Origin of the sequence: Enterobacter sp. V87_3, assembly GCF_029967835.1 — a bacterium.
GTDB classification, from domain to species: domain Bacteria; phylum Pseudomonadota; class Gammaproteobacteria; order Enterobacterales; family Enterobacteriaceae; genus Enterobacter; species Enterobacter cancerogenus.
Map to the genome: position 1 here is coordinate 197288 of NZ_JASCAM010000023.1, position 21567 is coordinate 218854.

Consider the following 21567-nt stretch of genomic DNA (forward strand, 5'->3'; position numbering starts at 1 on the left):
AATGCGACTGATTAATCGAGGCAGTAAGCAATCCCCTTTGGCTCGCAAGGCATGTGAAATCGCACTGGCAACCCACCAGCAAAGATATGGCGAGTATGGGCGCAGCAAGATGAAAGAGACCTATACGGTGAGAGTGGAAGGCGTGAAGATCTGGGTTGAAGTGGTCAACTGCAAGGCAAGCTACGTGGCCACAGCAATGACCGGCATGCGCCGACTGCGTTCCCTGCCTGGCCAGGCAAACTGAAACTGAAATATCAACGACTACAGACCGGCATATCTATACTCATGCCGGTTACCTGAGGTGAACCATGTCGCAGGTAATTTTTAACGAAGAATGGGTTGTTGGCGCAAGGCTCACAGAAAAAACAGGCCTGACCGAACGACAGATTGAGAAGTATCGCCAGGGCTGTTGGGTGGAAGGTATCCATTTTAAACGGGTTTCTCCTTCTGGAGAAAAAACCTTGCGTGGCACAACCTGGTACAACTATCCGAGAATTAATCAGTTAATAAGGGATGCGTAAGATGGCAGCTTTGCCTACAGGTGTCGAAATCAGAAACAATAAGATTTGTATCTGGTTTATGTACCGGGGAAAGCGTTGCCGCGAAATTCTCAAAGGTTGGATTAACACCCCGGCAAACATCAAAAAAGCCGGGAATCTTCGGGCTGTGATCGTTAGTGAGATCAACCTTGGAGAGTTTGATTACAACCAGCGCTTTCCTTCATCATCCAGAGCAAAAAAAACCGTAACCACTGTTTCAGTTCAAACCTTTTCAGAGCTGTGTGAACTGTGGACGAGCATTAAAGAAACCGAAATTAGCGCGAATACCATGCGTAAGACTCGCTCACAACTCGGTACGTTAATGCACATCATTAACGGAGATACGCCTGTTTCAACTATACGCCACAGCGACATTCTGAAATACAGGAAGGAGCTGTTGAACGGTGAGACACTTTACCTGGCAAATCCCAGAAGCAACAAACAGGGACGCACTGTGCGTACCGTGAACAACTATATATCGCTACTGTGCTCACTGCTTCGGTTTGCATACAAATCTGGCTTTATCAGTGGCAAACCCTTTGAAGGGATCAAGAAACTACACAAAGGGAAAGTAAAACCGGACCCTTTAACGAAGCAGGAGTTTAGTTTGCTTGCGGAATCCGAGCGTGGCCAAAGTCTCAATATGTGGACGTTCGCAGTTTATACTGGTGTCCGTCATGGAGAGCTCGCAGCTCTTGCCTGGGAAGATATCGACTGGGAAAAAGGTACGGCTCATATACAGCGCAATCTTAATGCGTTGGGCATGTTCGGCCCACCAAAAACCGAAGCAGGTAACCGGGTTATCACCCTTTTAGAGCCGGCACTTCAAGCCCTGAAAGCGCAACGCAAGCTGACGGCGCTGCAGTCTAAAACCGAAATTGTCTTTAATCATCGCGAGTATGGCGCAGTGGAACATCAAAGTCTGCGATTCGTTTTCATACCCCGGATGCGCAAGGGAGAACAGAAAGCCTACTACTCTTTATCGAGCATAGGTGCGAGATTCAACGCAGCTGTAAAACGTGCTGGTATTCGCCGCCGGAATCCGTACCATACGCGGCATACTTTTGCCTGCTGGCTCTTATCTGCCGGCGCTAACCCGTCTTTCATAGCCAGCCAGATGGGGCATGAAAACGCGCAAATGGTTTATGAAGTCTACGGTGCGTGGATTGAAGAAATGAATGGCGAACAGGTGCTGATGCTTAACGATAAGCTCGCACGCTGAAAAATTTTTGCCCCTATTATGCCCCTACTGGCTCCGAAGGTAGTAATAAATGCAAGAAAATCAATCAAATACAAAGAAAGAACAATACAACCTGAATAAACTGCAAAAGCGACTGCGCCGTAACGTGGGCGAAGCCATTGCAGACTTCAACATGATTGAAGAAGGCGACCGCATCATGGTCTGCCTGTCGGGCGGTAAAGACAGCTATACCATGCTGGAGATCCTGCGCAATCTTCAGCAAAGCGCGCCGGTGAACTTTTCCCTGGTGGCGGTCAACCTTGACCAAAAACAGCCGGGCTTCCCGGAGCACATTCTGCCAGCATATCTGGAGAACCTCGGTGTCGAGTATAAAATCGTAGAAGAAAACACCTACGGTATCGTCAAAGAGAAGATCCCTGAGGGGAAAACCACCTGCTCGCTCTGCTCTCGTCTGCGTCGCGGTATTTTGTACCGCACGGCAACGGAGCTGGGTGCGACCAAAATCGCGCTGGGGCATCACCGCGACGATATTCTGCAGACGTTGTTCCTGAACATGTTCTACGGCGGCAAAATGAAGGGCATGCCTCCTAAGCTGATGAGCGATGACGGCAAGCATATCGTGATCCGTCCGCTGGCCTACTGCCGTGAAAAAGATATCGAGCGTTTTTCACAGGCCAAAGCATTCCCGATCATTCCATGTAACCTCTGCGGCTCTCAGCCAAACCTGCAGCGTCAGGTGATTGGCGACATGCTGCGCGACTGGGACAAGCGTTACCCTGGCCGTATCGAAACCATGTTCAGCGCTATGCAGAACGTGGTCCCTTCCCATCTGGCCGATACTGAACTGTTCGATTTCAAAGGCATCAACCATGATTCTGACGTGGTGGATGGCGGCGATCTGGCATTTGACCGTGAAGAGATCCCCATGCAGCCAGCAGGCTGGCAGCCGGAAGAAGACGATACGCAATTCGATGAGCTACGCCTGAATGTGGTGGAAGTGAAATAATGCATGAGCGTCTCAGAAAGGGTTTCTGAGACGCTGTTAAGTGTTACTTCAGCAAGCGAACGCGACAGGTTTTTCCTTTAATTTTACCGCCCTGCAACTGCTTCCATGCTTTATGCGCCACCGACTGACGCACGGCCACATAGACGTGTGCCGGATGAACCACGATCTTCCCGATATCCGCCCCGTCAAGACCCAACTCACCCGTCAACGCGCCCAGTACATCGCCCGGACGCATTTTGGCTTTTTTACCGCCATCAATGCAAAGCGTCGCCATTTCAGCGTCAAGAGGAACAATGCTGACGCTGGCAGGCGCGTTCACCCAGTTGAGCTTAAGCTGTAGCATTTCAGACAGAATATTGGCGCGCTGAGCCTCTTCCGGCGCACAGAAGCTGATGGCCAGGCCGCTATTGCCTGCACGGGCAGTACGTCCGATACGGTGAACATGCACCTCCGGATCCCATGCCAGCTCGAAGTTGACGACCAGCTCTAGCGATTTAATGTCCAGACCGCGTGCCGCCACGTCGGTCGCTACCAGCACGCGGGCGCTGCCGTTAGCAAAACGGACCAGCGTCTGGTCACGATCGCGCTGTTCGAGATCGCCGTGCAGGGACAACGCGCTCTGTCCGGCGGCGTTAAGGGCATCACACACCGACTGGCAATCTTTTTTGGTGTTGCAGAACACCACGCAGGACGCAGGCTTATGCTGGCTCAGCACTTTCTGCAGCAAGGCAATTTTGCCCTTCTGGGAAACTTCAAAGAACTGTTGTTCAATGGCGGGCAGCGCGTCCACAGTATCAATTTCGATGGTGAGCGGCGCGTTCTGCACACGACCACTGATGGCCGCGATGGCCTCTGGCCAGGTTGCCGAGAATAACAGGGTCTGACGATCCGCCGGGGCGAAGCGGATCACCTCATCGATGGCATCGCTAAAGCCCATATCCAGCATACGGTCCGCTTCGTCCATGACCAGCGTTTGGAGCGCATCAAGTGAAACGGTGCCTTTTTGCAAATGATCGAGAAGACGTCCCGGCGTTGCCACGATGATGTGCGGCGCATGCTGCAAGGAGTCACGCTGCGCACCAAAAGGTTGTCCGCCGCACAGGGTCAGGATTTTGGTGTTCGGCAGGAAGCGCGCCAGACGACGCAGTTCACCAGCGACCTGATCCGCCAGCTCACGCGTGGGACACAGTACCAGAGACTGCGTCTGGAATAGCCCGGCATCGATACGCTGTAACAGCCCCAGACCGAATGCAGCCGTTTTCCCACTGCCGGTTTTGGCCTGCACACGCACGTCACGGCCTTCAAGAATAGCAGGCAATGCCGCAGCCTGGACTGGGGTCATGGTGAGATAGCCCAACTCATTAAGGTTCTCGAGTTGGGCGGCAGGCAGAACATTCAGGGTAGAAAAAGCGGTCACAATATACTCTCGTGGTCATCATCGCAGTCAGATGGCGCGTATCCTCGCAGATCTCTGCTAACGATGCGACAATTTAATCGGTTCTTCATCGGGCGGCGGATCGGGCATCGGCTGTGGGCGCGGAACAGGATCGGGTATTGGGGTGGGATCGGTTGGTACCGGATCGGACTGATGTGGGTTCAGGTGTTGCAGGTTAGATCGCATATATCTTCTCCTCCAGGTTGGGAACAGACTCTTTTAGGGTAGACGTTAAGAAGCTGGAGGCAAAAAAAAAGCCGACTCATTAAGTCGGCGTCGTACGAATCAATTGTGCTATGCAGTAATTCAAAAAAGGAAGTAAGACAATATGGAGCGCAACGCCCATCGCTTGACGTTGCATTCACCTGCGGGAGTAATAGTGCACCTTACGGGGTAGATGTTTATTGACTTCGCTCAATTAAAATGTCGTTTTAAGGCCATCTTCGCATCGAAAAAACGTAAATTTACAGCCATTTACTACGATGCAACCACCATGCAACACCGCCAATTAAAACCACTAACATGATGCAAAAAACGGAGAAGCCGAACCGGTACTCGCCCCCGGGGATCCCACCCAGGTTAACGCCGAACAGCCCGGTTAAAAATGTGCTGGGTAAAAACACCATGGCCATGAGCGACATGGTATAGGTTCGTCTCGCCAATGACTCTTGCATAACCTGGGCGATTTCATCTGCCATCACCGCCGTTCTGGCAATGCAGGAGTCGATCTCATCCAGCCCGCGCCCCAGCCTGTCCGCAATATCCTGCATCCGTCGACGCTGATCGTCATTCATCCAGCTTAAACGCTCGCTGGAGAGCCGCGCATAGACATCGCGCTGAGGCGTCATATAGCGACGCATCACGATAAGCTGTTTGCGCAGCAGCGCCAGGAAACCACGCGGCGGTATCTGCTGGTCCAGCAGATTGTCTTCAAGATCGATAATTTTATCGTGCAGCTCTTCGATAAACTCGCTGGCATGATCGGTCAGGGCATCACACACATCAACCAGCCAGCTACCGCAATCCGTCGGGCCGGTGCCCTCTTTCAGATCGTTAACGACATCGTCAAGCGCCAGCACCTTACGCTGGCGGGTGGAGATGATAATGCGCTCGTCCATATACAGGCGCATCGCCACCAGCTGGTCAGGGCGTTCGTCAGTGCTGCCGTTTATGCAGCGCAGCGTAATCAACGTCCCCTCGCCCATCCGGCTGACCCGTGGGCGCAGGCTTTCTCCTGCCAGAGCATCACGGACGCTGTTGGGCAGAAGCGGCGTCATTGCCAGCCACTCGGCGCTCTCGGGATGGGTATAGTTGAGGTGTAACCAGCAGGGATGCTCACTGCTGATTTCATCGCTATTTTCGAGGGGCCTCGCACCACCGCGGCCGTCGAACATCCACGCGAACACCGCATCAGGAACGTTAAGTTCAGACCCTTTAATGCTCTCCACTGCGCCTCCACCTTTTCATCTCGTTCGCAGTCAGTCTAGCTTTCGTATAACGTTACGCAATAATTATGTTCCCCATCGCGCTGAAATAGCTCAGGAAATGTACATTTTATACCTGGGTGGTGTAGACAGGCGTTTTATACGACGGAGCAGCAAGGATGAAATGGCTGGACGCGGGTGCGGTCGTAAAAAGCCTGGCACGCCAGGCTTTTATATTAGTTAATGAGAATGCCCCGGGCGCGGAGAGAACACTAACGGGCGAAGGGATTGCGGCGCTTGCACCCCCGGTTGGTCGCTGTTATCAAGACGGAAGTTGCGGGTGCGGGTCTGCAACTCAATAACCTGATTACGCAGCACATCAGATGAGCCGTTCAGCTCCTCCACCATGGCAACGTTGCTCTGGGTTACGCGCTCCAGTTCGGACAGCGCCAGGGTAATTTGCGAAATCCCTTTCTCCTGCTCAGCGGTTGAGGAGGAAATATCGTCCATTAATCGGCTGACGTTGCCCGAGCCCGCGACAATCTCATGCATATTTCTTTCTGCCTGCGCGACGACGGTCGCTCCCTGGGTCACGTTGTTGCTGGTAACGTCAATCAGTGACTTGATGTTTTTTGCCGCCTCGGCGCTGCGGTGCGCCAGGCTCCTGACTTCTCCCGCCACCACGGAAAACCCTTTTCCATGATCACCGGCACGAGCCGCTTCAACCGCAGCGTTAAGCGCCAGAATATTCGTCTGGAAGGCAATGCCATCAATAAGGCTGATAATTTCCGTCATCTGCTGGGCGCATTCGGTAATAGATTGCATGTTATTGGCAACCTGCCCCATCAGCTCTCCCCCTTTGCGCGCCTGCATCGTCGCAACATTCGCCTGCTCGCTGGCCTGGCGGGTATTGTCGGCGTTGTTTTTGGTGCTCGCGGCCATCTGTTCCATGCTGGCTGCGGTTTGCACCAGAGAGGCGGACTGCTGCTCCGTCTTCACCGACAGCTGCGCGCTGCGTGATGAGAGTTGCTCTGATAGCGTCATGGCGGTTTGCGAGGAGGCGCGGATCTCCCGAACCAGAGTGGCAATATTGCTGGATAAGCTGTTGATGCCAGGAATTAAACGTCCGGCACAGTTATTGCCAAACTCCGGGATAGAGACGGCCAGATTGCCCGACGTCACTTCTTCAATACTTTTTTTCACAGTGTTGATCGGCGTCACAAGATATTTTGTCATGTACGCCCAAAGTAAAAATAACGCGATGAAATTTAAAATAATGGAGGATAACAGAAGCATTGAGCTGCCTGAAAATAAAGCAACCACACCTGCATTTATCAAAAAAACACATAAAAGGAAATAGATAATAAAAGTTCTGACACTAATATTTCTTAGCATGATGATTCCCACAACTTTATATTTTGGTCGGCATTAAGGTTTATAGCACTGGCTGCAAAGTTTGTCCTCACGATCTGCGCTGCTTTGCGGTTTTGCCGCATGATTGCAGAAATTTAATTTAAGGAGGAATAAAGCATCGTATTACTTAAAATGTTGGCTTCGACATCCTGTCCTGCTGGTTTATGGCATATTCAAGCGATAACATTATCTCTGAGGACGCCAGATATTTGCAGGCATACTTAAGGAGCAATGGTGTTAACTTCCTGTATTGTGTAGCGATGCTTAACAGGCTATTAAAGATAATATATATCATATTTTTTATAGGTTATTTTTAATACCACGGGTTATGTTACCCAATAAATGACTCATCATCTTTAAACCCGCATGTCACTGGCACAGAAAAGGTATGCCTGGCAGGCGAACTTTGTAACTCCTTTTGGCGTGGGATGGCTGCATGCTCAATGTATCGTGGGACCCGGTATTAATCGCCATCTCGTATCTGGTGGCATTTATCGCCTCGTTTGTGGCGCTGGACAGCGCGGGAAAAATCCCTCTCTCTGGGCGTAAGGCCGCGATGTTCTGGCGCATGGCGGGCGGGATCACGCTGGGCATTGGGATCTGGTCAATGCATTTCATTGGTATGCTGTCGATGAACATGCCGATGATCATGAGTTATCATCTCTGGCTCACGCTCACCTCACTCGGCGTGGCGGTCCTGGCGTCTACACTGGCCATCAACATTGCCGTTCGCGGAAAATCGCTCTCACCCTTACGCCTGATCTTTGCCACGCTCATTCTCAGTGCGGGCGTCGTGTCGATGCACTACGTCGGTATGGCAGCGTTGATGCTCAAAGGCGGTATCATCTGGGACAGGCGCATCGTTCTGCTCTCAGTCATCATTGCCGTCGCTGCGTCCGGCGTTGCGCTCTGGCTCGCCTTCCACCTGCGAGACAAACGGAAAGGCGTCTTTATCAACCGCATTGTCGCCGCGCTGGTGATGGGCGCGGCGATCTGCGCCATGCACTATACCGGCATGAGCGCCGCCCATTTTCACGAGATGGAACACACCGTGCCGGGCGGCATCAGCGAACTGGGTTTATCGATATGGGTCTCCGTAACGACGTTATGCCTGCTGGGGATTATGTTGATTATCTCGCTGGTGGACTCTCACTGGCGCACGGCAAGGCTGACCGACAATTTGCAGCAGCTCAACCGTCAGCTCGAACTGCAGGCGCGTTTTGACGCCCTCACCGGCCTTGCCAACCGGCATCAGATGGATATCCGGCTACAGGATTGTCTGCACAGTGCGCTTCTCAATAAAAAATCGTTTGCCGTGGTATTTCTCGATATCGACCATTTTAAACGGGTGAACGATACCTGGGGTCACCACGTCGGTGACGAGCTGCTCATTGCCGTTGCACAGCGAATTACGGCAAGGCTAAGCCGGGAGATCACGCTGGCCAGGCTGGGAGGCGATGCATTCATTCTGCTGCTCCCGGACTACGACGATGAGAAGCTGAACCTGCTGCTTACTCCCCTGCTTGAGGATATCCGTCGACCGCTATCCGTGTGTGGACATACGCTAAGCGTCACCCTCAGTGCGGGAGTGAGCCTCTATCCCGAGCATGGCGAAACGCTGCATGAGCTAAAACTCAAAGCAGATGCGGCCATGCAACACATCAAACGGGAGGGACGTAACGGGTGGGCGGTGTACCGGGCACAGATGTCCACCGTCATCCCGGCAGAGCCGGGTTTCCTGCAGGAGCTGTCCCAGGCGCTTGAACGCGATCAGTTTGAACTTTGGTATCAGCCAACCTATATCGCCGATCAAAATGCGATCCATGGTTTCGAGGCGCTGCTGCGCTGGCGGCATCCGGAGCAAGGCGTTTTACTTCCAAACCTGTTTTTACCGTCGCTGGAGCAAACGGGGCTGATCGTGCCGGTGGGAAACTGGGCCATTGAAGCCGCCTGTCGGCAGCTGCATTTCTGGACGGAACAGGGTTTCAGCCAGTGGACATTGTCGTTCAACCTGTCGCCAGTACAATTTGAACAGCAGGATTTATTCCAGGTTATTTCATCCATGCTGCAAAAATATACCCTCGCGCCATCCCGGCTCATACTGGAAGTGACAGAGAGTACCGCGCTCAAAGATCTCGATCGCAGCATTGAGTTGCTTAATGCCTTCAATCAGGCCGGGATCACCGTTTCAATTGATGATTTTGGTACGGGGTATTCCAACCTGCTGATGCTGAGCGTCCTTCCGGCTAAAGAACTAAAAATCGACCGAAGCTTTGTCAACTCAATGCTGGTAAATGAAAAAAGCAGAAAACTGGTTGAAACCATTATTAATATTGCCCGCACCATGGAAATGAGCGTGGTCGCAGAAGGAATTGAAACCGAAGAACAACAGGCCGCGCTGGCGGAGATGGGCTGTGATTACCTTCAGGGTTTTCTGTTCTCCCGACCGTTACCGGCAGAACAGGTACCCTGGCTGCTTTTGCAAAAAAACTCAGATAAACAAATTATCCCCATAGGGAAAATACATTCTGATTCATCTTATGTTTCACAAAAAAATCATGCTTGATGTGATTGAATAAGGTATGTTTCAAAAGAACCCACGCGAAATAATTCCGGCGTGATCGTCAGGCACCGCGTGCCGATGAACAGGATTTTTCTATGTCGCAACACAGCTTCGATGCGCTGCATTTGATTACCACGCCCGTGTGGCTGATTTCTCCTGTTTCAGAACAGATACTTTTTGCCAACGCCGCGGCAGCTAAGGTTATGCGTAATAAGACCCTCAACGAAATGCGAAGAGGAATATATTCCGCCAGTGCCCAAACCGTTCTTTCTATGTATGTCGCCGACCTGAAAACCGATCGGGAAATTATTGAGATTTGGACAGTCTGGCGTGATGCTCAGGAAACCACGTTGAGCTGCCGGCTCACGCTGAATCATATAGAGCCTTATGGCGACATTATTCTGTTTGAAGGCCTTCCACAGCAGGCAGCCACCGGACTCAAGGCCAGCCGATCGGCGACCTATCAACGCAAGAAACAGGGATTTTACGCACGGTTTTTCCTCACCAACAGCGCGCCGATGTTGCTCATCGACCCTGCCAGAGACGGTCAAATTGTGGATGCGAATCTCGCCGCGCTGAATTTTTACGGCTATCTCCACGATGAGATATGCAGCAAACACACCTGGGAGATCAACACGCTGGGCCGTAATATTCTGCCCGTTATGACCGAGATTGCCCGTTTGCCCGGCGGCCATAAACCGCTCAATTTTGTACATCGTCTTGCCGACGGCACGACCCGCCACGTGCAAACGTATGCCGGGCCTATTGAGATCTACGGCGACAAGCTGATGCTATGCATCATTCATGATATTACCGAGCAAAAAAGGCTCGAACAGGAGCTGGAACATGCCGCACTCCGTGATTCGATGACCGGTCTGCTTAACCGTCGCCAGTTTTATGCCATTACGGAGCAAACCAACCCTTCCCATCTTCCCGCGCAGCAGCAATTCAGCCTGCTGCTGGTGGATACCGATCGTTTCAAGGACATAAATGATGTGTTCGGACACCTCAAAGGCGATGAAGTGCTGATTTCGCTTTCGAGAACGCTGGAGACCTGCTGCCGGAAAGATGATTATGTCTTCCGCTGGGGAGGTGAAGAGTTTGTGCTTCTGCTGCCGCGTACCCCGCTCGAAACCGCGATGCAAATAGCCGAAACCATCCGCGCCACGGTGGCGCATATTACGATCCCGGGGCTGCCACGTTTTACCGTCAGCATTGGCGTGGCGCGGCACAATCAGGGTGAGAATATTGATGCGCTGTTCAAGCGTGTAGACGACGCACTGTACCGCGCCAAAAACGATGGCCGCAATAAAGTCCTTGCCGCATGAAACTGGAGTAAAACAGAAACCCCCGCTACAATGCCCACCTCGGAAAATGGAATACAGGTGGGTTAGTCTGCGATGGGAAAAACAGAAATAATACTCATCTTAACTATTTTAAGCCTTATTATATTTGGGCTATGGTTTATTTTTAGCGGCGAGATCTGGTACGTCGTCGAATATTTTGAAAACAGTCTTTATCCGTCTATTGAGGCGTTGTAGGAAACGATTAAAATGAGTGTCTTTGCCCTTCAACATCTCTTTTCTGAATAGCGGCCAGGCGCTGCAGAAGGGGTTGCCTGCCGTCAGCAGGCAACCCGCACGCATCAGTGCTTTTCAATATACATCGTGCGGCTATACGCTACGTCTTCCGGGTTGTTAATCGGATAACCTTTAACCCACGGCTTAATCAGACGCCCATTGGTGTACTGATAGATAGGCGCGATAGGCGCTTTTTCTGCGAGAATTTTCTCAGCCATGTTGTAATCGACGTTACGGGCTTTGACGGTCGTTTCCAGCGTCGCCTGTTTGATAATCTTATCGTACGCCGGATCGTTAAAGCGGGAGATATTCCCGCTATGAGTCGAGGTCAGCAGCGACAGGAAGGTCGATGGCTCGTTGTAATCTCCTACCCATGACGCACGGATCACATCAAAATTGCCGGTATTGCGGCTATCAATGTAGGTTTTCCACTCCTGATTCTGCAGTTTGACGTCAACGCCCAGGTTTTTCTTCCACATAGACGCCACCGCAATAGCAATCTTCTGATGGTTTTCCGAGGTATTGTACAGCAGTGTTAACTTCAGTGGGCGCTGAGGACCGTAACCTGCGGCCTGCAGGAGGGTTTTTGCCTGGGCGTTCAGCTCCTGCTGCGTCATCTGCTCAAAAGGTGATTTCTCCGGGGTAAACCCTGCCGTCACGTCCGGCGTGAAATGCCAGGCGGGCTTCTCACCCGTGCCTAATACCTTCTCGGCCATAATGCGGCGATCGACCGTCATGCTCAGAGCAAGACGCACGCGGGCATCCGCAGTGGGGCCTTTTTGCGTGTTAAAGGCATAGTAATAGGTGCCCAGCTGCGGCGGGGTGTAAACCTGTCCCGGAATATCTTTGAGCAGCTTCTGGTACATGTTTTTTGGGAAAGATTCGGTGATATCAATATCACCTGCCAGATAGCGTTTAGTTGCCGATGACTCCTGGTTAATGGGAATAAACGTCACTTTTTTCAGTACCGTTTTCGCATTGTCCCAGTAGTGGACATTCGGTTCGACCACCAGTTTTTCATTCACGACGCGGTCTTTCAGCACATACGCGCCGTTACCGACCAGTTGACCAGGGCGCGTCCACGCCTTGCCGCTTTCGACATTGGCTTTCTGGACAGGGAAAAACGCAAAGTTTGCCGTCAGGTTACTGAACCACGGCAGCGGTTTATCGAGCTGAACGCGTAGGGTTTTGGCATCGACAGCCGTCACGCCAAGCGTATCAGGTGCCGCTTTACCGTCGATGATCGCCTGAGCGTTAGTAATGCCCGCTAGTGCAGCAAACCACGCAAATGGCGAAGTGGTTTTCGGGTCGACCAGGCGCTGCCAGCTATAGACAAAGTCCTGCGCCGTTACCGGCATACCATCGGACCACTTAGCGTTGTCACGAAGCGTGAAGGTCCAGGCACGGTTATCATTGCTTTGCCAGTGCGTTGCCACGCCGGGCGTTAATTCCCCTTTCTCATTCTGATTAACCAGCCCTTCATACAGATCGCGGATCACCTGAATCTCCGGTAATCCCACCGCTTTCGCCGGATCCAGCGAAGCCGGTTCATCTTTAATATGTCGGACAAGTTCCTGTTTTTGCGCCAGCACAGTTCCCTGTGGCACATCAGCAGCATAAGAGAGTGAAGAGATTCCGCACAGCCACAGCGCAGAACAAAGCAGCGAAACAGGATGCTTCATAAGATCCCCTTTAAGAAGTCAGCTAACAGCAGTTGCGTAATTATTTGTTTCGAAACAGAGAAATGCAAATACCTTAACCCGGAAAGTTGATATCTGACAATTTTAAGCCGCACAGGAAACGCATTGATTTACCCCCGATTTTGCACAACACTGCCTGTAAAGACTTCTTCATCAGGATTTCCTATGGCACTGACAAGACCCCGAACAGAACGCGGCGCTTTCCCGCCAGGAACCGAGCATTATGGCCGCTCCTTTTTAGGCGCACCGCTGATCTGGTTCCCTGCTCCTGAGGCCGATCGCGATAGCGGTTTAATAATTGCCGGTACACACGGGGATGAGAACTCCTCCATCGTGACCTTATCCTGCGCGCTGCGCACTCTTGCTCCGGAACTGCGTCGCCATCACGTCATTTTGACCGTCAACCCGGACGGCTGTCAGCTTGGACTACGGGCAAATGCGAGAGGGATCGATTTAAATCGTAATTTCCCGGCGGCTAACTGGCGTGCCGGTGAGACGGTGTATCGCTGGAACAGTTCGGCCCGGGAGCGTGACGTTGTTTTACTGACGGGAGAAAAGCCCGGCTCTGAACCGGAAACCCAGGCGCTGTGCCAGCTTATCCATAAGATTCACCCCGCGTGGGTGGTCTCTTTTCACGATCCGCTGGCCTGCATTGAAGATCCCCGCCACACGGCGCTGGGTCAGTGGCTTGCTGACGCGTTTTCCCTGCCGCTGGTGACAAGCGTAGGCTACGAAACGCCGGGGTCCTTTGGCAGCTGGTGCGTCGATCTGGGGTTACACTGCATTACCGCAGAATTCCCGCCGATATCGTCCGATGAGGCAAGCGAGAAGTACCTCAAGGCGATGGTAAATCTTCTGCAGTGGCAATCTCAAAGGTGAAGCACCCCGGTGGAAAAGCTCAGCGCGGGTGAGACATCCACAGCAAGCCACGTTGGGCCATCGAGATCGGCAAAGCGCACCTGATTTGCTAACGGTAACGCTGCGCCGATCGCCCTGGAGGTGCACAGCATGCAGCCAAGCATTAAGCCAAATCCTTCCTCTCTGGCCGCTTGCGCAAGGGCAAGCGCTTCGGTTAACCCGCCCGTTTTATCGAGCTTGATGTTCACCATCTCATACCGGCCTTTTAGCTGCGACAGGCTGTCACGGGTATGACAGCTTTCATCTGCACAGATCGGCAACGGATGAATGAAATTCTCCAGAGCCGCATCCTCATTCGCCGGTAAAGGTTGCTCCAGCATGGCGACGCCCAGATCGGCCAGGAGCTGGCAGCGTGCGGCCAGTCCTTCACTATGCCACGACTCGTTTGCATCAACGATCAGGGTTGCCTGCGGCACGGCCGCGCGAATGGCGACCATACGCTCACTCAATGACCGATCGTCGAGTTTCACCTTGAGCAGCCGCGCGCCGGTCTCATACAACGCTTTTGCGCTTGCGGCCATCTGTTCGGGTTCGCCAATCACGACGGTTTGCGCGGTAACGATCGACTCTGGCAACGTCACGCCCAGCATGGCGGACAAAGAGGACTGCTGCTGTGCTGCGTCAAGGCTCCAGAGCGCAGAGTCGATGGCGTTACGGGCTGCGCCGGCAGGTAAACGTTGCTGGAGCGCGTCGCGCGTCAACCCGGTTTGCAACTCGGGCACCAGGGTCATAATTTGCGCCATCACCGAGGCGAGGCTCTCCCCGTAACGCGGATAAGGCGTACATTCTCCCACGCCCTTCACGCCTTCTTCTTCTATCTCCACCACGACAACGCTGGCTTCGCTACGGCTGCCGCGGGAGATCACAAACGGGGTATGCAGTGGCCAGGCTTCTTCATAGACCTTAACACTTCTCATCATTGACTCCTTGCAGCCCGGTAAGGCGAAAAATTGGTTTGCCGTGTTATCTGCTGTTGGCATACACTAGCCACGACGTTAACTATTTGTAAACAGGAAGATATCTATGTCACAACTCGTCCATTTCCAGGGCAACCCGGTAGCTGTTGCAGGTTCCATTCCTCAGTCTGGTAGCAAAGCGCAGCCTTTTACTCTGGTAGCGAAAGACCTGTCCGACGTCACGCTGGCCCAGTTTGCCGGCAAACGTAAAGTCCTGAACATTTTCCCAAGCATTGATACCGGCGTATGCGCCGCGTCCGTGCGTAAATTCAACCAGCTGGCGACCGAAATGGACAACACCGTGGTGCTGTGCATTTCTGCTGACCTGCCGTTTGCCCAGTCTCGCTTCTGCGGAGCCGAAGGCCTGAGCAACGTTATCACCCTTTCCACCCTGCGCAGCCCGGAATTCCTTGAGCAATACGGCGTGGCTATCTCCGAAGGTGCGCTGAAAGGTCTGGCGGCGCGTGCTGTTCTGGTCATCGACGAAAACGACACCGTTGTATTCAGCGAGCTGGTAAACGAAATCACCACCGAGCCGGATTACACCGCCGCTCTCGACGTGCTGAAAGCGTAATAATAAAAAAGCCTCTTTGCAGAGGCTTTTTTATTTATTCTTCACCCTTCTTCTGGCTCAGACCATACTCACGCAGTTTGTTGGCAATCGCCGTGTGCGACACGCCCAGACGCTTAGCCAGCTTACGGGTACTCGGGTAGCTACGGTACAACTGCGTTAGCACCGAACGTTCGAAGCGGCTGGTAATATCATCCAGCGAACCTTCCATCGCCTCTTCGCCCACGGACACGGTTCCGGCATCGTAATCCGGTAACAGGATATCCTGCGCGCGCAATTCGTACCCTTCGAGCTGAGTCAACGCGCGATAAACGGCGTTTTTCAACTGACGGATATTGCCCGGCCAGCCGTAGCGCGTCAGCACTGTGCCTAAATCAGCGGACAGTTTCGGGCGCGGTACGCCCTGCTCGTCCGCAAAACGGGCCACGAACAGCTCGGTCAGCGGCATGATGTCCTGCGGGCAATCGCGCAGGGGTGGAATGTTCAGCGTCAGCACGTTCAGGCGATAATAGAGATCCTCGCGGAATACCCCTTTCTGCACCAGTTCGACCAGGTTTTTCTGGGTAGCGCAGATCACGCGTACATCCACATGTACCTCATGATCTTCCCCGACGCGGCGGAAGGTGCCATCGTTCAGGAAGCGCAGCAGCTTGGCCTGCATGCGTGGCGACATTTCGCCGATCTCATCCAGCAGCACCGAGCCACCGTTCGCCTGCTCGAAGAAGCCTTTTTTACCCTCCGGCGCGTGGCCGAACAGTTCGCTCTCTACCGCATCCTCCGGAATCGAAGCACAGTTCAGCGCCAGATACGGTTTAGCCGCACGCGGGCTGGACTGATGCACCGCGTGTGCCAGCAAATCTTTGCCGGTACCGGTATCCCCGGTGATCAGGAGCGGCGCAGTGAGGTTAGCGAGCTTGCGCGCCTGATCGACTACATGACGCATCTTCGGGCTGACCGCAACGATCTGGCTAAACGCACCCACATCCTGGCTGGAAAGATTTTGCAGCTGGCGGCCCATGCGAACGGTTGAACGGAGCATGATCACCGCACCGGTTAAGACGCGCGCGTCGTTTTCCCCTTTCAGGTACACCGGGGTGATCTCCATCAGGAAATTCTGCCCGTTAATCACGACATGTTCGCTGTGGGTGTTTTGCGGGTTGCTGTCCAGCCAGCGCTGGAAATTAAAGCCGGGGATCAGCTGGGTCGCGTGATGATTGCTAAGCTTCTCCTGACTCTGCGCGAAAAGCTGACAGCTGGCCTGGTTGACGCGTTCAACTTTGCTTTTCAAATCAAGCGACAGGAAAGGTTCAGGCATGGCCTCCAGCAATGCACTGAGCGCGAGGTGCTCACGCTCTGAAGGCATCCAGGGGATGGTACGCACATCCGTAACGCCAGCGATACGGCGGATTTCCGCCATCAGGCTGCTGAAGGTATTAAATTCAATTTCGGCAAAGTTGAGGTAAATTCGCCCGACAGGGTCAATCTCAATGCCACGTAAATCAATGCTACGTAAAACAAGGAGATCGAGTAACTCGCGGGTCAGACCGAGACGGTCCTCACAAAAGACTTCCAGACGCATGGGAAATTCACCGTTTAAGCCATTAACACTAAAATGATATGTCAGATCACGGTGTTCGGGAAGGTGGCTGTCAACAAATATTGACAGCCAGCACGATTAGTGAACAAAAGCATTACGCCACGGGTTTTTTATTGAGCGTCTCTTTAAGCTGACCAATCAGTTCGCGGCGAAAATCCCCCAGCCGCGGCTTATCACCGTCGATCCACGGCAGCGGACGGCACACCTCCATCGCCTTAATGCCCAGACGTGCGGTGAGCAGACCTGCGCCAATGCCCTGCGCAGCGCGGGCCGACAGGCGCGCAGCCAGATCCTGCGACATCCAGTCCATGCCAACTTCACGCACCAGCTCGCTGGCACCGGCAAAGGCGATATTCAGGAGCACCAGTTTGAACAAACGCAGACGGCTGTAATAGCCAAGTTCAATCCCGTACAGGCTGGCAATACGGTTGATCAGGCGCAGGTTACGCCAGGCGATAAACGCCATATCCACCAGCGCCAGCGGGCTCACGGCAATCATCAGGGTCGACTCTGCCGCCGAGCGGCTGATCTCACGGCGCGCCTGTGCGTCCAGCACCGGCTGCACCATATGGGAGTAGAGCGTCACCACTTCCCGGTCATTCTGGGTTTCATGAATAGCGGCATACCAGCGTTGCAGCGCTGGATGGGACTGATCGATCCCTGCCTGGCTTGCCAGTTTTTCGCAGAACGCCCGCCCTTTTCCCGTGCCGTGGCTGTGCAGCAAGTCTCGTGCCTCGTCGCGCTCGTGAGCACGCTGCCGCAGACGCCAGAGCCTGCGCCATTCGGTGACAACCGACCCCACGCCCGCGCCGACAATCAGCGCACCCGCCGCACAGCCACCGAGCGCCACCCAGTCCTGAGTTTGCCAGGCATGAGCCGCCCATTGCACACCCTGCCCGACCACGCTCACTCCAAACAGCGTCAGTCCGGCCATCACCATCCTGCGCCACAGGCTGCGTTTGGGCCGCAGCGCGGCGTCAATCACCGCTTCCGCCTGCCCGTCTTCGACCAGCGGCTCATCGACCCGGGCGGGAGCAAAATTCTCGGCCTGCGTGCCGCTGAAGGTGTGCGCAGACTTAAAGACCTCTGCCTGCTCCTGTTCCAGCTTGCCGGAAAAATCAATGCGCGGTTTCAATGGTTCCGTCATCGCAATTTGTCTCCTATCAAAAACTCAAGCGCGGCATCCAGGCGGATGTGCGGTAACGGCTGGTCAACGTTCATCATCTGCGGACGGAAAGCCTCGAACTGGAAACCCTGGCTCTGCCAGAAAGCCTGTCCCGGCAGGCGTGCAGGAACTTCACCAGGGTAGACGGTAAGCGGTTCACCGTCACTCAGGCGATGCCCCCGCAGGGCCGGGATTTTCTCGCCGTTGACATCAATTAATCCGCTCTGCGTCGCCTGAACCGAGGCCAGGCCCAGGCAATCCATACTGATGCCCTCAAACGCGGCATTTTGCCACGCATCCTGCACCAGCTGCTGGAGCAGTGACACCATATTGGCGTGCTGATCGACCGTCACATGGTCTGCTTTGGTTGCCGCAAACAGCAGCTTGTCGATAACCGGAGAAAACAGGCGGCGGAACAGCGTGCGCTGGCCGTAGTGAAAACTTTGCATCAGCTGCGTTAACGCGAGACGCATATCGTTGAACGCCTGCGGCCCACTATTAAGCGGCTGAAGGCAGTCCACCAGCACAATCTGGCGGTCGAAGCGTAAAAAGTGATTCTTATAGAACCCTTTGACCACTTTTTCACAGTAGTAGTTGTATCGTTCGCGGAGCATTCCAGCATAGGTATGTTTATCCGCTTGCGCCAATTTTGACTCACCGATATCGTCAACGTCAGGCCACGGGAAAAACTGGAGCGCAGGTGCACCCGCCAGATCGCCCGGCAAAACAAAACGCCCGGGCTGGATAAAATGCAGCCCTTCCCGTTTACATTGATGCAGGTAGTCCGTCCACGCTTCGGCGATTAACGCCAGCCGGTTCTCGTCGGCGGGGGCGAGCGGATCCAGACCTTCGCACAGCTGTCGCCATTTCGCCGACCATTCCGCACGTTGGCCTTGCAGCAGGCCGGTCATCTGGCGAGACCAGCTGAGATAATCCTGCGCCAGCATGGGTAAATCCAGCAGCCATTCACCGGGATAATCCACGATTTCCAGATACAACGTGGAAGTGTCCTTAAAATGCCGGATCAGGGATTCACTGGAGCGAAAGCGCAGCGCAAGGCGGATCTCACTAACCCCTCGCGTGGGCGTAGGCCAGGCCGGAGGCGTGCCGTACAGCTGGGCCAGACCTTCATCGTAGGTAAAACGCGGGATACCAAAGTCACGCTGCGGGACACGCTTCACGCCCAGCAGACGCTCTTCTCTTACCGCGCTCAACAGCGGCAATCGCGCACCTGCGTGCAAGTTGAGCAGCTGATTAACCATGGCGGTGATAAACGCCGTCTTACCGCTGCGGCTCAGCCCTGTGACGGCGATACGCAGATGGCGATCCACGCCACGGTTGACCAGAGAGTTAAGTTCGTTTTTAAGTCGCTTCATCGCCGTCCTTCATTGCCTGGAAGCCTGTAATGACTTGCTTCAGAATACAATAAATTGGGGCAGATCGTTGATTATCAATTCATAATTATTGCTATTGCCGTTTTTTCTCCAGTAAGATGAACGTCATTGCTGTCAGTAGAAGTGAGTAAGGTGTATGTCACCCACCATCTATGATATTGCGCGGGTTGCTGGCGTTTCGAAATCAACCGTGTCACGAGTATTGAATAAACAAACCAATATCTCTCCTGAAGCGCTCGAAAAAGTGCAAAAGGCGATTGAAGCCTTAAATTATCAACCGAATAAACTTGCTCGCGCCCTGACCTCTTCTGGCTTTGATGCCATTATGGTCATTTCAACACGATCCACAAAAACCACGGCGGGCAATCCTTTTTTCTCCGACGTACTTCATGCAATAACGGCGAAAGCGGAGCAGGAAGGCTTTGACGTTATATTGCAGACATCGAAAAACAGTGAAGATGATTTACTGAAATGCGAAAGCAAAATTAAGCAAAAAATGATTAAAGGGATCATCATGCTGAGTTCGCCAGCCAATGAATCCTATTTTTCAAGGCTGGATGCATACGGCGTGCCCGTTGTCGTTATTGGTAAAGTGGAAGGCGAATATAACAATATCTGCTCGGTCGACACTGATAACTTCCGTGATAGTTTCACACTCACCGAGACGTTTATTAAACAGGGGCATCGCAAAATAGCCTGTCTACACGCCCCGCTTGATTATCATGTTTCAATAGACCGTCTGGCGGGTTATAAGGCCAGCCTTGAACATAACCACATAGACATTCATCCCGACTGGATGATCGATGGCGGTTATACCCACGAGAGCGCACTGGCGGCAGCGTGTCGCCTGCTCTCATCCGCGAATCCCCCGGATGCGGTGTTCGCCACTGACAGTATGAAGCTGCTAAGCCTGTACCGCGCCGCAGACGAGCTGAACCTGATGATCCCCGAGCAACTGGCCGTGGCGGGATACAGCGATCCGATGCTGTCCCTCATACTGACCCCGGCCCCAGGCGGTTTTGATATCCCCACGCAGAAGTTGGGCGAAGAGAGTTGCGACCTGCTGTTTAAACGTATTGCCGGTACACCTGCCCCGCAAAAAATCCTGGTGGATACCCACTTTTCGTTTACCGCGTCGCTACGCTAACACCAGGGGCACACGCCCCTGGTGACAGACCGGTCAGAACGCGTAATTCACGCCCACGCCCGCATAGTGGAAACGATCGCTGTCGCCTTCATCATGGTTTTCCCATTCGTAGGCATATTCCAGCGTCATGGAGAGACCATTATTGAAATCGTAGGCATACAACAGGCCCAGGCGGTTGAAATCGTGACCTTCGCGCTCTGGATCGTCACGCCAGTCCCAGTTGGACCAGCGATCAAGACCAAGCCGGGTATACGGCGTCAGCGTGGTCTGGCCTAATGAAACCGGCAGATAAGCGCGGATTTCCTGCGTGGAAAATTCACCGTTATTACGTGAACTGTCCATATTGAAACCACGCTCTAAATAGTAATTCACTTTCGCGGAGAATGTTTCGTTAAGGGTCCAGGTAAAGCCCGTTTCCGTTTCAACGCGGCTGTCAGCATAGCCGGTTTTTTCCAGATCGTTAGCAAACTGGTACAGGGATAACCAACCGCCAAAGCGCCAGTCATCGGTTAATTTAATATCCCAGTCCGGCTGAATTTTATAGCGCTGCATATTCGCGCTGCCGTCCTTCGCACCGTGCTCATCCTTAAAGTGATAGCCGTAGTTTCGGAAACCGCCGGTGAGGCCAAAGGTAAAATCATCCGTACCAATAAAGCGATAACGCAACTCTATTTCAGGGCGGTCAAAATAGGTTCCCCGGGTCATACTGCTGTAATCGACAGGCCCCTCCTGATACATGGCGAGAGATATTGTCCATGCATCCCATGTGGCATTAAACCATACGGAAGGTTCATATAATCCATCTTTATCGTCGCCCTGACCCTCGACGTTTTCGATTTCATACATGGCCCCAATATTAAAATCCCACTGCTTTGCTGTTTCTGTTGCCTGTGCGCAACTAACCCCTGCGCATAAAACAAACGCAGCACTTTTTAGTAGAGTACTCATTAAAATATTC

At 53.3% G+C, this 21567-nt stretch carries 20 protein-coding genes; 10 read left to right on the forward strand and 10 right to left on the reverse strand.

The genetic code is table 11. The features are described 5' to 3' along the window. Nucleotide 1: 1 nt before the first annotated feature. The 4 genes from QLG21_RS11970 (at nt 2) to ttcA (ending at nt 2746) form a co-directional block, all read left to right on the forward strand. Nucleotides 2–244, forward strand: coding sequence for a DUF4060 family protein (locus tag QLG21_RS11970; RefSeq protein ID WP_282484489.1), 243 nt, complete (start codon nt 2–4; stop codon nt 242–244). A 64-nt stretch (nt 245–308) separates the two neighbouring features. After that, nucleotides 309–521, forward strand: a complete 213-nt coding sequence (gene xisR / locus QLG21_RS11975; RefSeq protein ID WP_072060267.1) for an excisionase family protein — start codon at nt 309–311, stop codon at nt 519–521. Nucleotide 522: 1 nt separating this feature from the next. Beyond that, the gene (locus QLG21_RS11980) at nt 523–1761 is read left to right on the forward strand and encodes a site-specific integrase (protein ID WP_282484490.1); all 1239 of its coding nucleotides are present in this window, start codon (nt 523–525) and stop codon (nt 1759–1761) included. 49 nt (nt 1762–1810) lie between these two features. Then, nucleotides 1811–2746, forward strand: coding sequence for a tRNA 2-thiocytidine(32) synthetase TtcA (gene ttcA / locus QLG21_RS11985; RefSeq protein WP_220710228.1), 936 nt, complete (start codon nt 1811–1813; stop codon nt 2744–2746). Nucleotides 2747–2789: 43 nt separating this feature from the next. Here the strand turns inward: ttcA and dbpA are convergent, their stop codons facing one another. The 4 genes from dbpA to QLG21_RS12005 all read right to left on the reverse strand — a co-directional run bounded on the left by dbpA (nt 2790) and on the right by QLG21_RS12005 (nt 7000). Then, the gene (gene dbpA / locus QLG21_RS11990; RefSeq protein ID WP_282484491.1) at nt 2790–4163 is read right to left on the reverse strand and encodes an ATP-dependent RNA helicase DbpA; all 1374 of its coding nucleotides are present in this window, start codon (nt 4161–4163) and stop codon (nt 2790–2792) included. Nucleotides 4164–4220: 57 nt separating this feature from the next. Then, on the reverse strand, nt 4221–4367 hold the full coding sequence (locus tag QLG21_RS11995; RefSeq protein ID WP_171007371.1) for a hypothetical protein: 147 nt from the start codon (nt 4365–4367) through the stop codon (nt 4221–4223). A gap of 278 nt (nt 4368–4645) precedes the next feature. Next, the gene (gene zntB / locus QLG21_RS12000; RefSeq protein ID WP_006175542.1) at nt 4646–5629 is read right to left on the reverse strand and encodes a zinc transporter ZntB; all 984 of its coding nucleotides are present in this window, start codon (nt 5627–5629) and stop codon (nt 4646–4648) included. Nucleotides 5630–5845: 216 nt separating this feature from the next. Beyond that, complete coding sequence (locus QLG21_RS12005; protein WP_282484492.1) at nt 5846–7000, reverse strand: methyl-accepting chemotaxis protein; 1155 nt, start codon at nt 6998–7000, stop codon at nt 5846–5848. Between the two features lie 454 nt (nt 7001–7454). Between QLG21_RS12005 and QLG21_RS12010 the strand changes: the two genes are divergently transcribed. The 3 genes from QLG21_RS12010 to QLG21_RS12020 all read left to right on the forward strand — a co-directional run bounded on the left by QLG21_RS12010 (nt 7455) and on the right by QLG21_RS12020 (nt 11122). Then, on the forward strand, nt 7455–9584 hold the full coding sequence (locus QLG21_RS12010; protein ID WP_282484493.1) for a bifunctional diguanylate cyclase/phosphodiesterase: 2130 nt from the start codon (nt 7455–7457) through the stop codon (nt 9582–9584). Between the two features lie 92 nt (nt 9585–9676). Further along, nucleotides 9677–10909, forward strand: a complete 1233-nt coding sequence (locus QLG21_RS12015) for a sensor domain-containing diguanylate cyclase (protein ID WP_282484494.1) — start codon at nt 9677–9679, stop codon at nt 10907–10909. Nucleotides 10910–10981: 72 nt separating this feature from the next. Then, a complete protein-coding gene (locus QLG21_RS12020) occupies nt 10982–11122 on the forward strand; it encodes an Ecr family regulatory small membrane protein (protein WP_042319897.1) in 141 nt (46 codons plus the stop codon). 104 nt (nt 11123–11226) lie between these two features. On the opposite strand, the gene QLG21_RS12025 is transcribed toward QLG21_RS12020, so the two are convergent. After that, entirely contained in the window at nt 11227–12843 is a 1617-nt protein-coding gene (locus QLG21_RS12025; protein ID WP_282484495.1) for a peptide ABC transporter substrate-binding protein, read from the reverse strand. 183 nt (nt 12844–13026) lie between these two features. On the opposite strand from QLG21_RS12025, the gene mpaA reads away from it, so the two are divergent. Beyond that, nucleotides 13027–13740: a murein tripeptide amidase MpaA gene (gene mpaA / locus QLG21_RS12030; RefSeq protein ID WP_282484496.1), complete on the forward strand. Its 714-nt coding sequence runs from the start codon at nt 13027–13029 to the stop codon at nt 13738–13740. On the opposite strand, the gene ycjG is transcribed toward mpaA, so the two are convergent. Next, nucleotides 13731–14696: an L-Ala-D/L-Glu epimerase gene (gene ycjG / locus QLG21_RS12035; protein ID WP_042319902.1), complete on the reverse strand. Its 966-nt coding sequence runs from the start codon at nt 14694–14696 to the stop codon at nt 13731–13733. The genes mpaA and ycjG overlap by 10 nt on opposite strands. Nucleotides 14697–14802: 106 nt before the next feature. Here ycjG and tpx point away from each other — a divergent pair, with 106 nt between their 5' ends. Continuing rightward, nucleotides 14803–15309, forward strand: coding sequence for a thiol peroxidase (gene tpx / locus QLG21_RS12040; RefSeq protein WP_006175578.1), 507 nt, complete (start codon nt 14803–14805; stop codon nt 15307–15309). Nucleotides 15310–15343: 34 nt separating this feature from the next. Here the strand turns inward: tpx and tyrR are convergent, their stop codons facing one another. The 3 genes from tyrR to QLG21_RS12055 all read right to left on the reverse strand — a co-directional run bounded on the left by tyrR (nt 15344) and on the right by QLG21_RS12055 (nt 19444). Further along, nucleotides 15344–16885: a transcriptional regulator TyrR gene (gene tyrR / locus QLG21_RS12045; RefSeq protein ID WP_006175580.1), complete on the reverse strand. Its 1542-nt coding sequence runs from the start codon at nt 16883–16885 to the stop codon at nt 15344–15346. 112 nt (nt 16886–16997) lie between these two features. Next, a complete protein-coding gene (locus tag QLG21_RS12050) occupies nt 16998–18050 on the reverse strand; it encodes a YcjF family protein (protein WP_282484497.1) in 1053 nt (350 codons plus the stop codon). Further along, entirely contained in the window at nt 18047–19444 is a 1398-nt protein-coding gene (locus tag QLG21_RS12055; protein ID WP_282484498.1) for a YcjX family protein, read from the reverse strand. The genes QLG21_RS12050 and QLG21_RS12055 overlap by 4 nt, the downstream gene beginning before the upstream one ends. 154 nt (nt 19445–19598) lie before the next feature. Here QLG21_RS12055 and QLG21_RS12060 point away from each other — a divergent pair, with 154 nt between their 5' ends. Continuing rightward, nucleotides 19599–20609 carry a LacI family DNA-binding transcriptional regulator gene (locus tag QLG21_RS12060; protein WP_137848696.1) on the forward strand — a complete coding sequence of 337 codons (1011 nt, stop codon included), beginning with the start codon at nt 19599–19601 and terminating at the stop codon, nt 20607–20609. Between the two features lie 33 nt (nt 20610–20642). On the opposite strand, the gene QLG21_RS12065 is transcribed toward QLG21_RS12060, so the two are convergent. Then, nucleotides 20643–21557 carry an OmpG family monomeric porin gene (locus QLG21_RS12065; protein WP_006175591.1) on the reverse strand — a complete coding sequence of 305 codons (915 nt, stop codon included), beginning with the start codon at nt 21555–21557 and terminating at the stop codon, nt 20643–20645. Nucleotides 21558–21567: the final 10 nt, after the last annotated feature.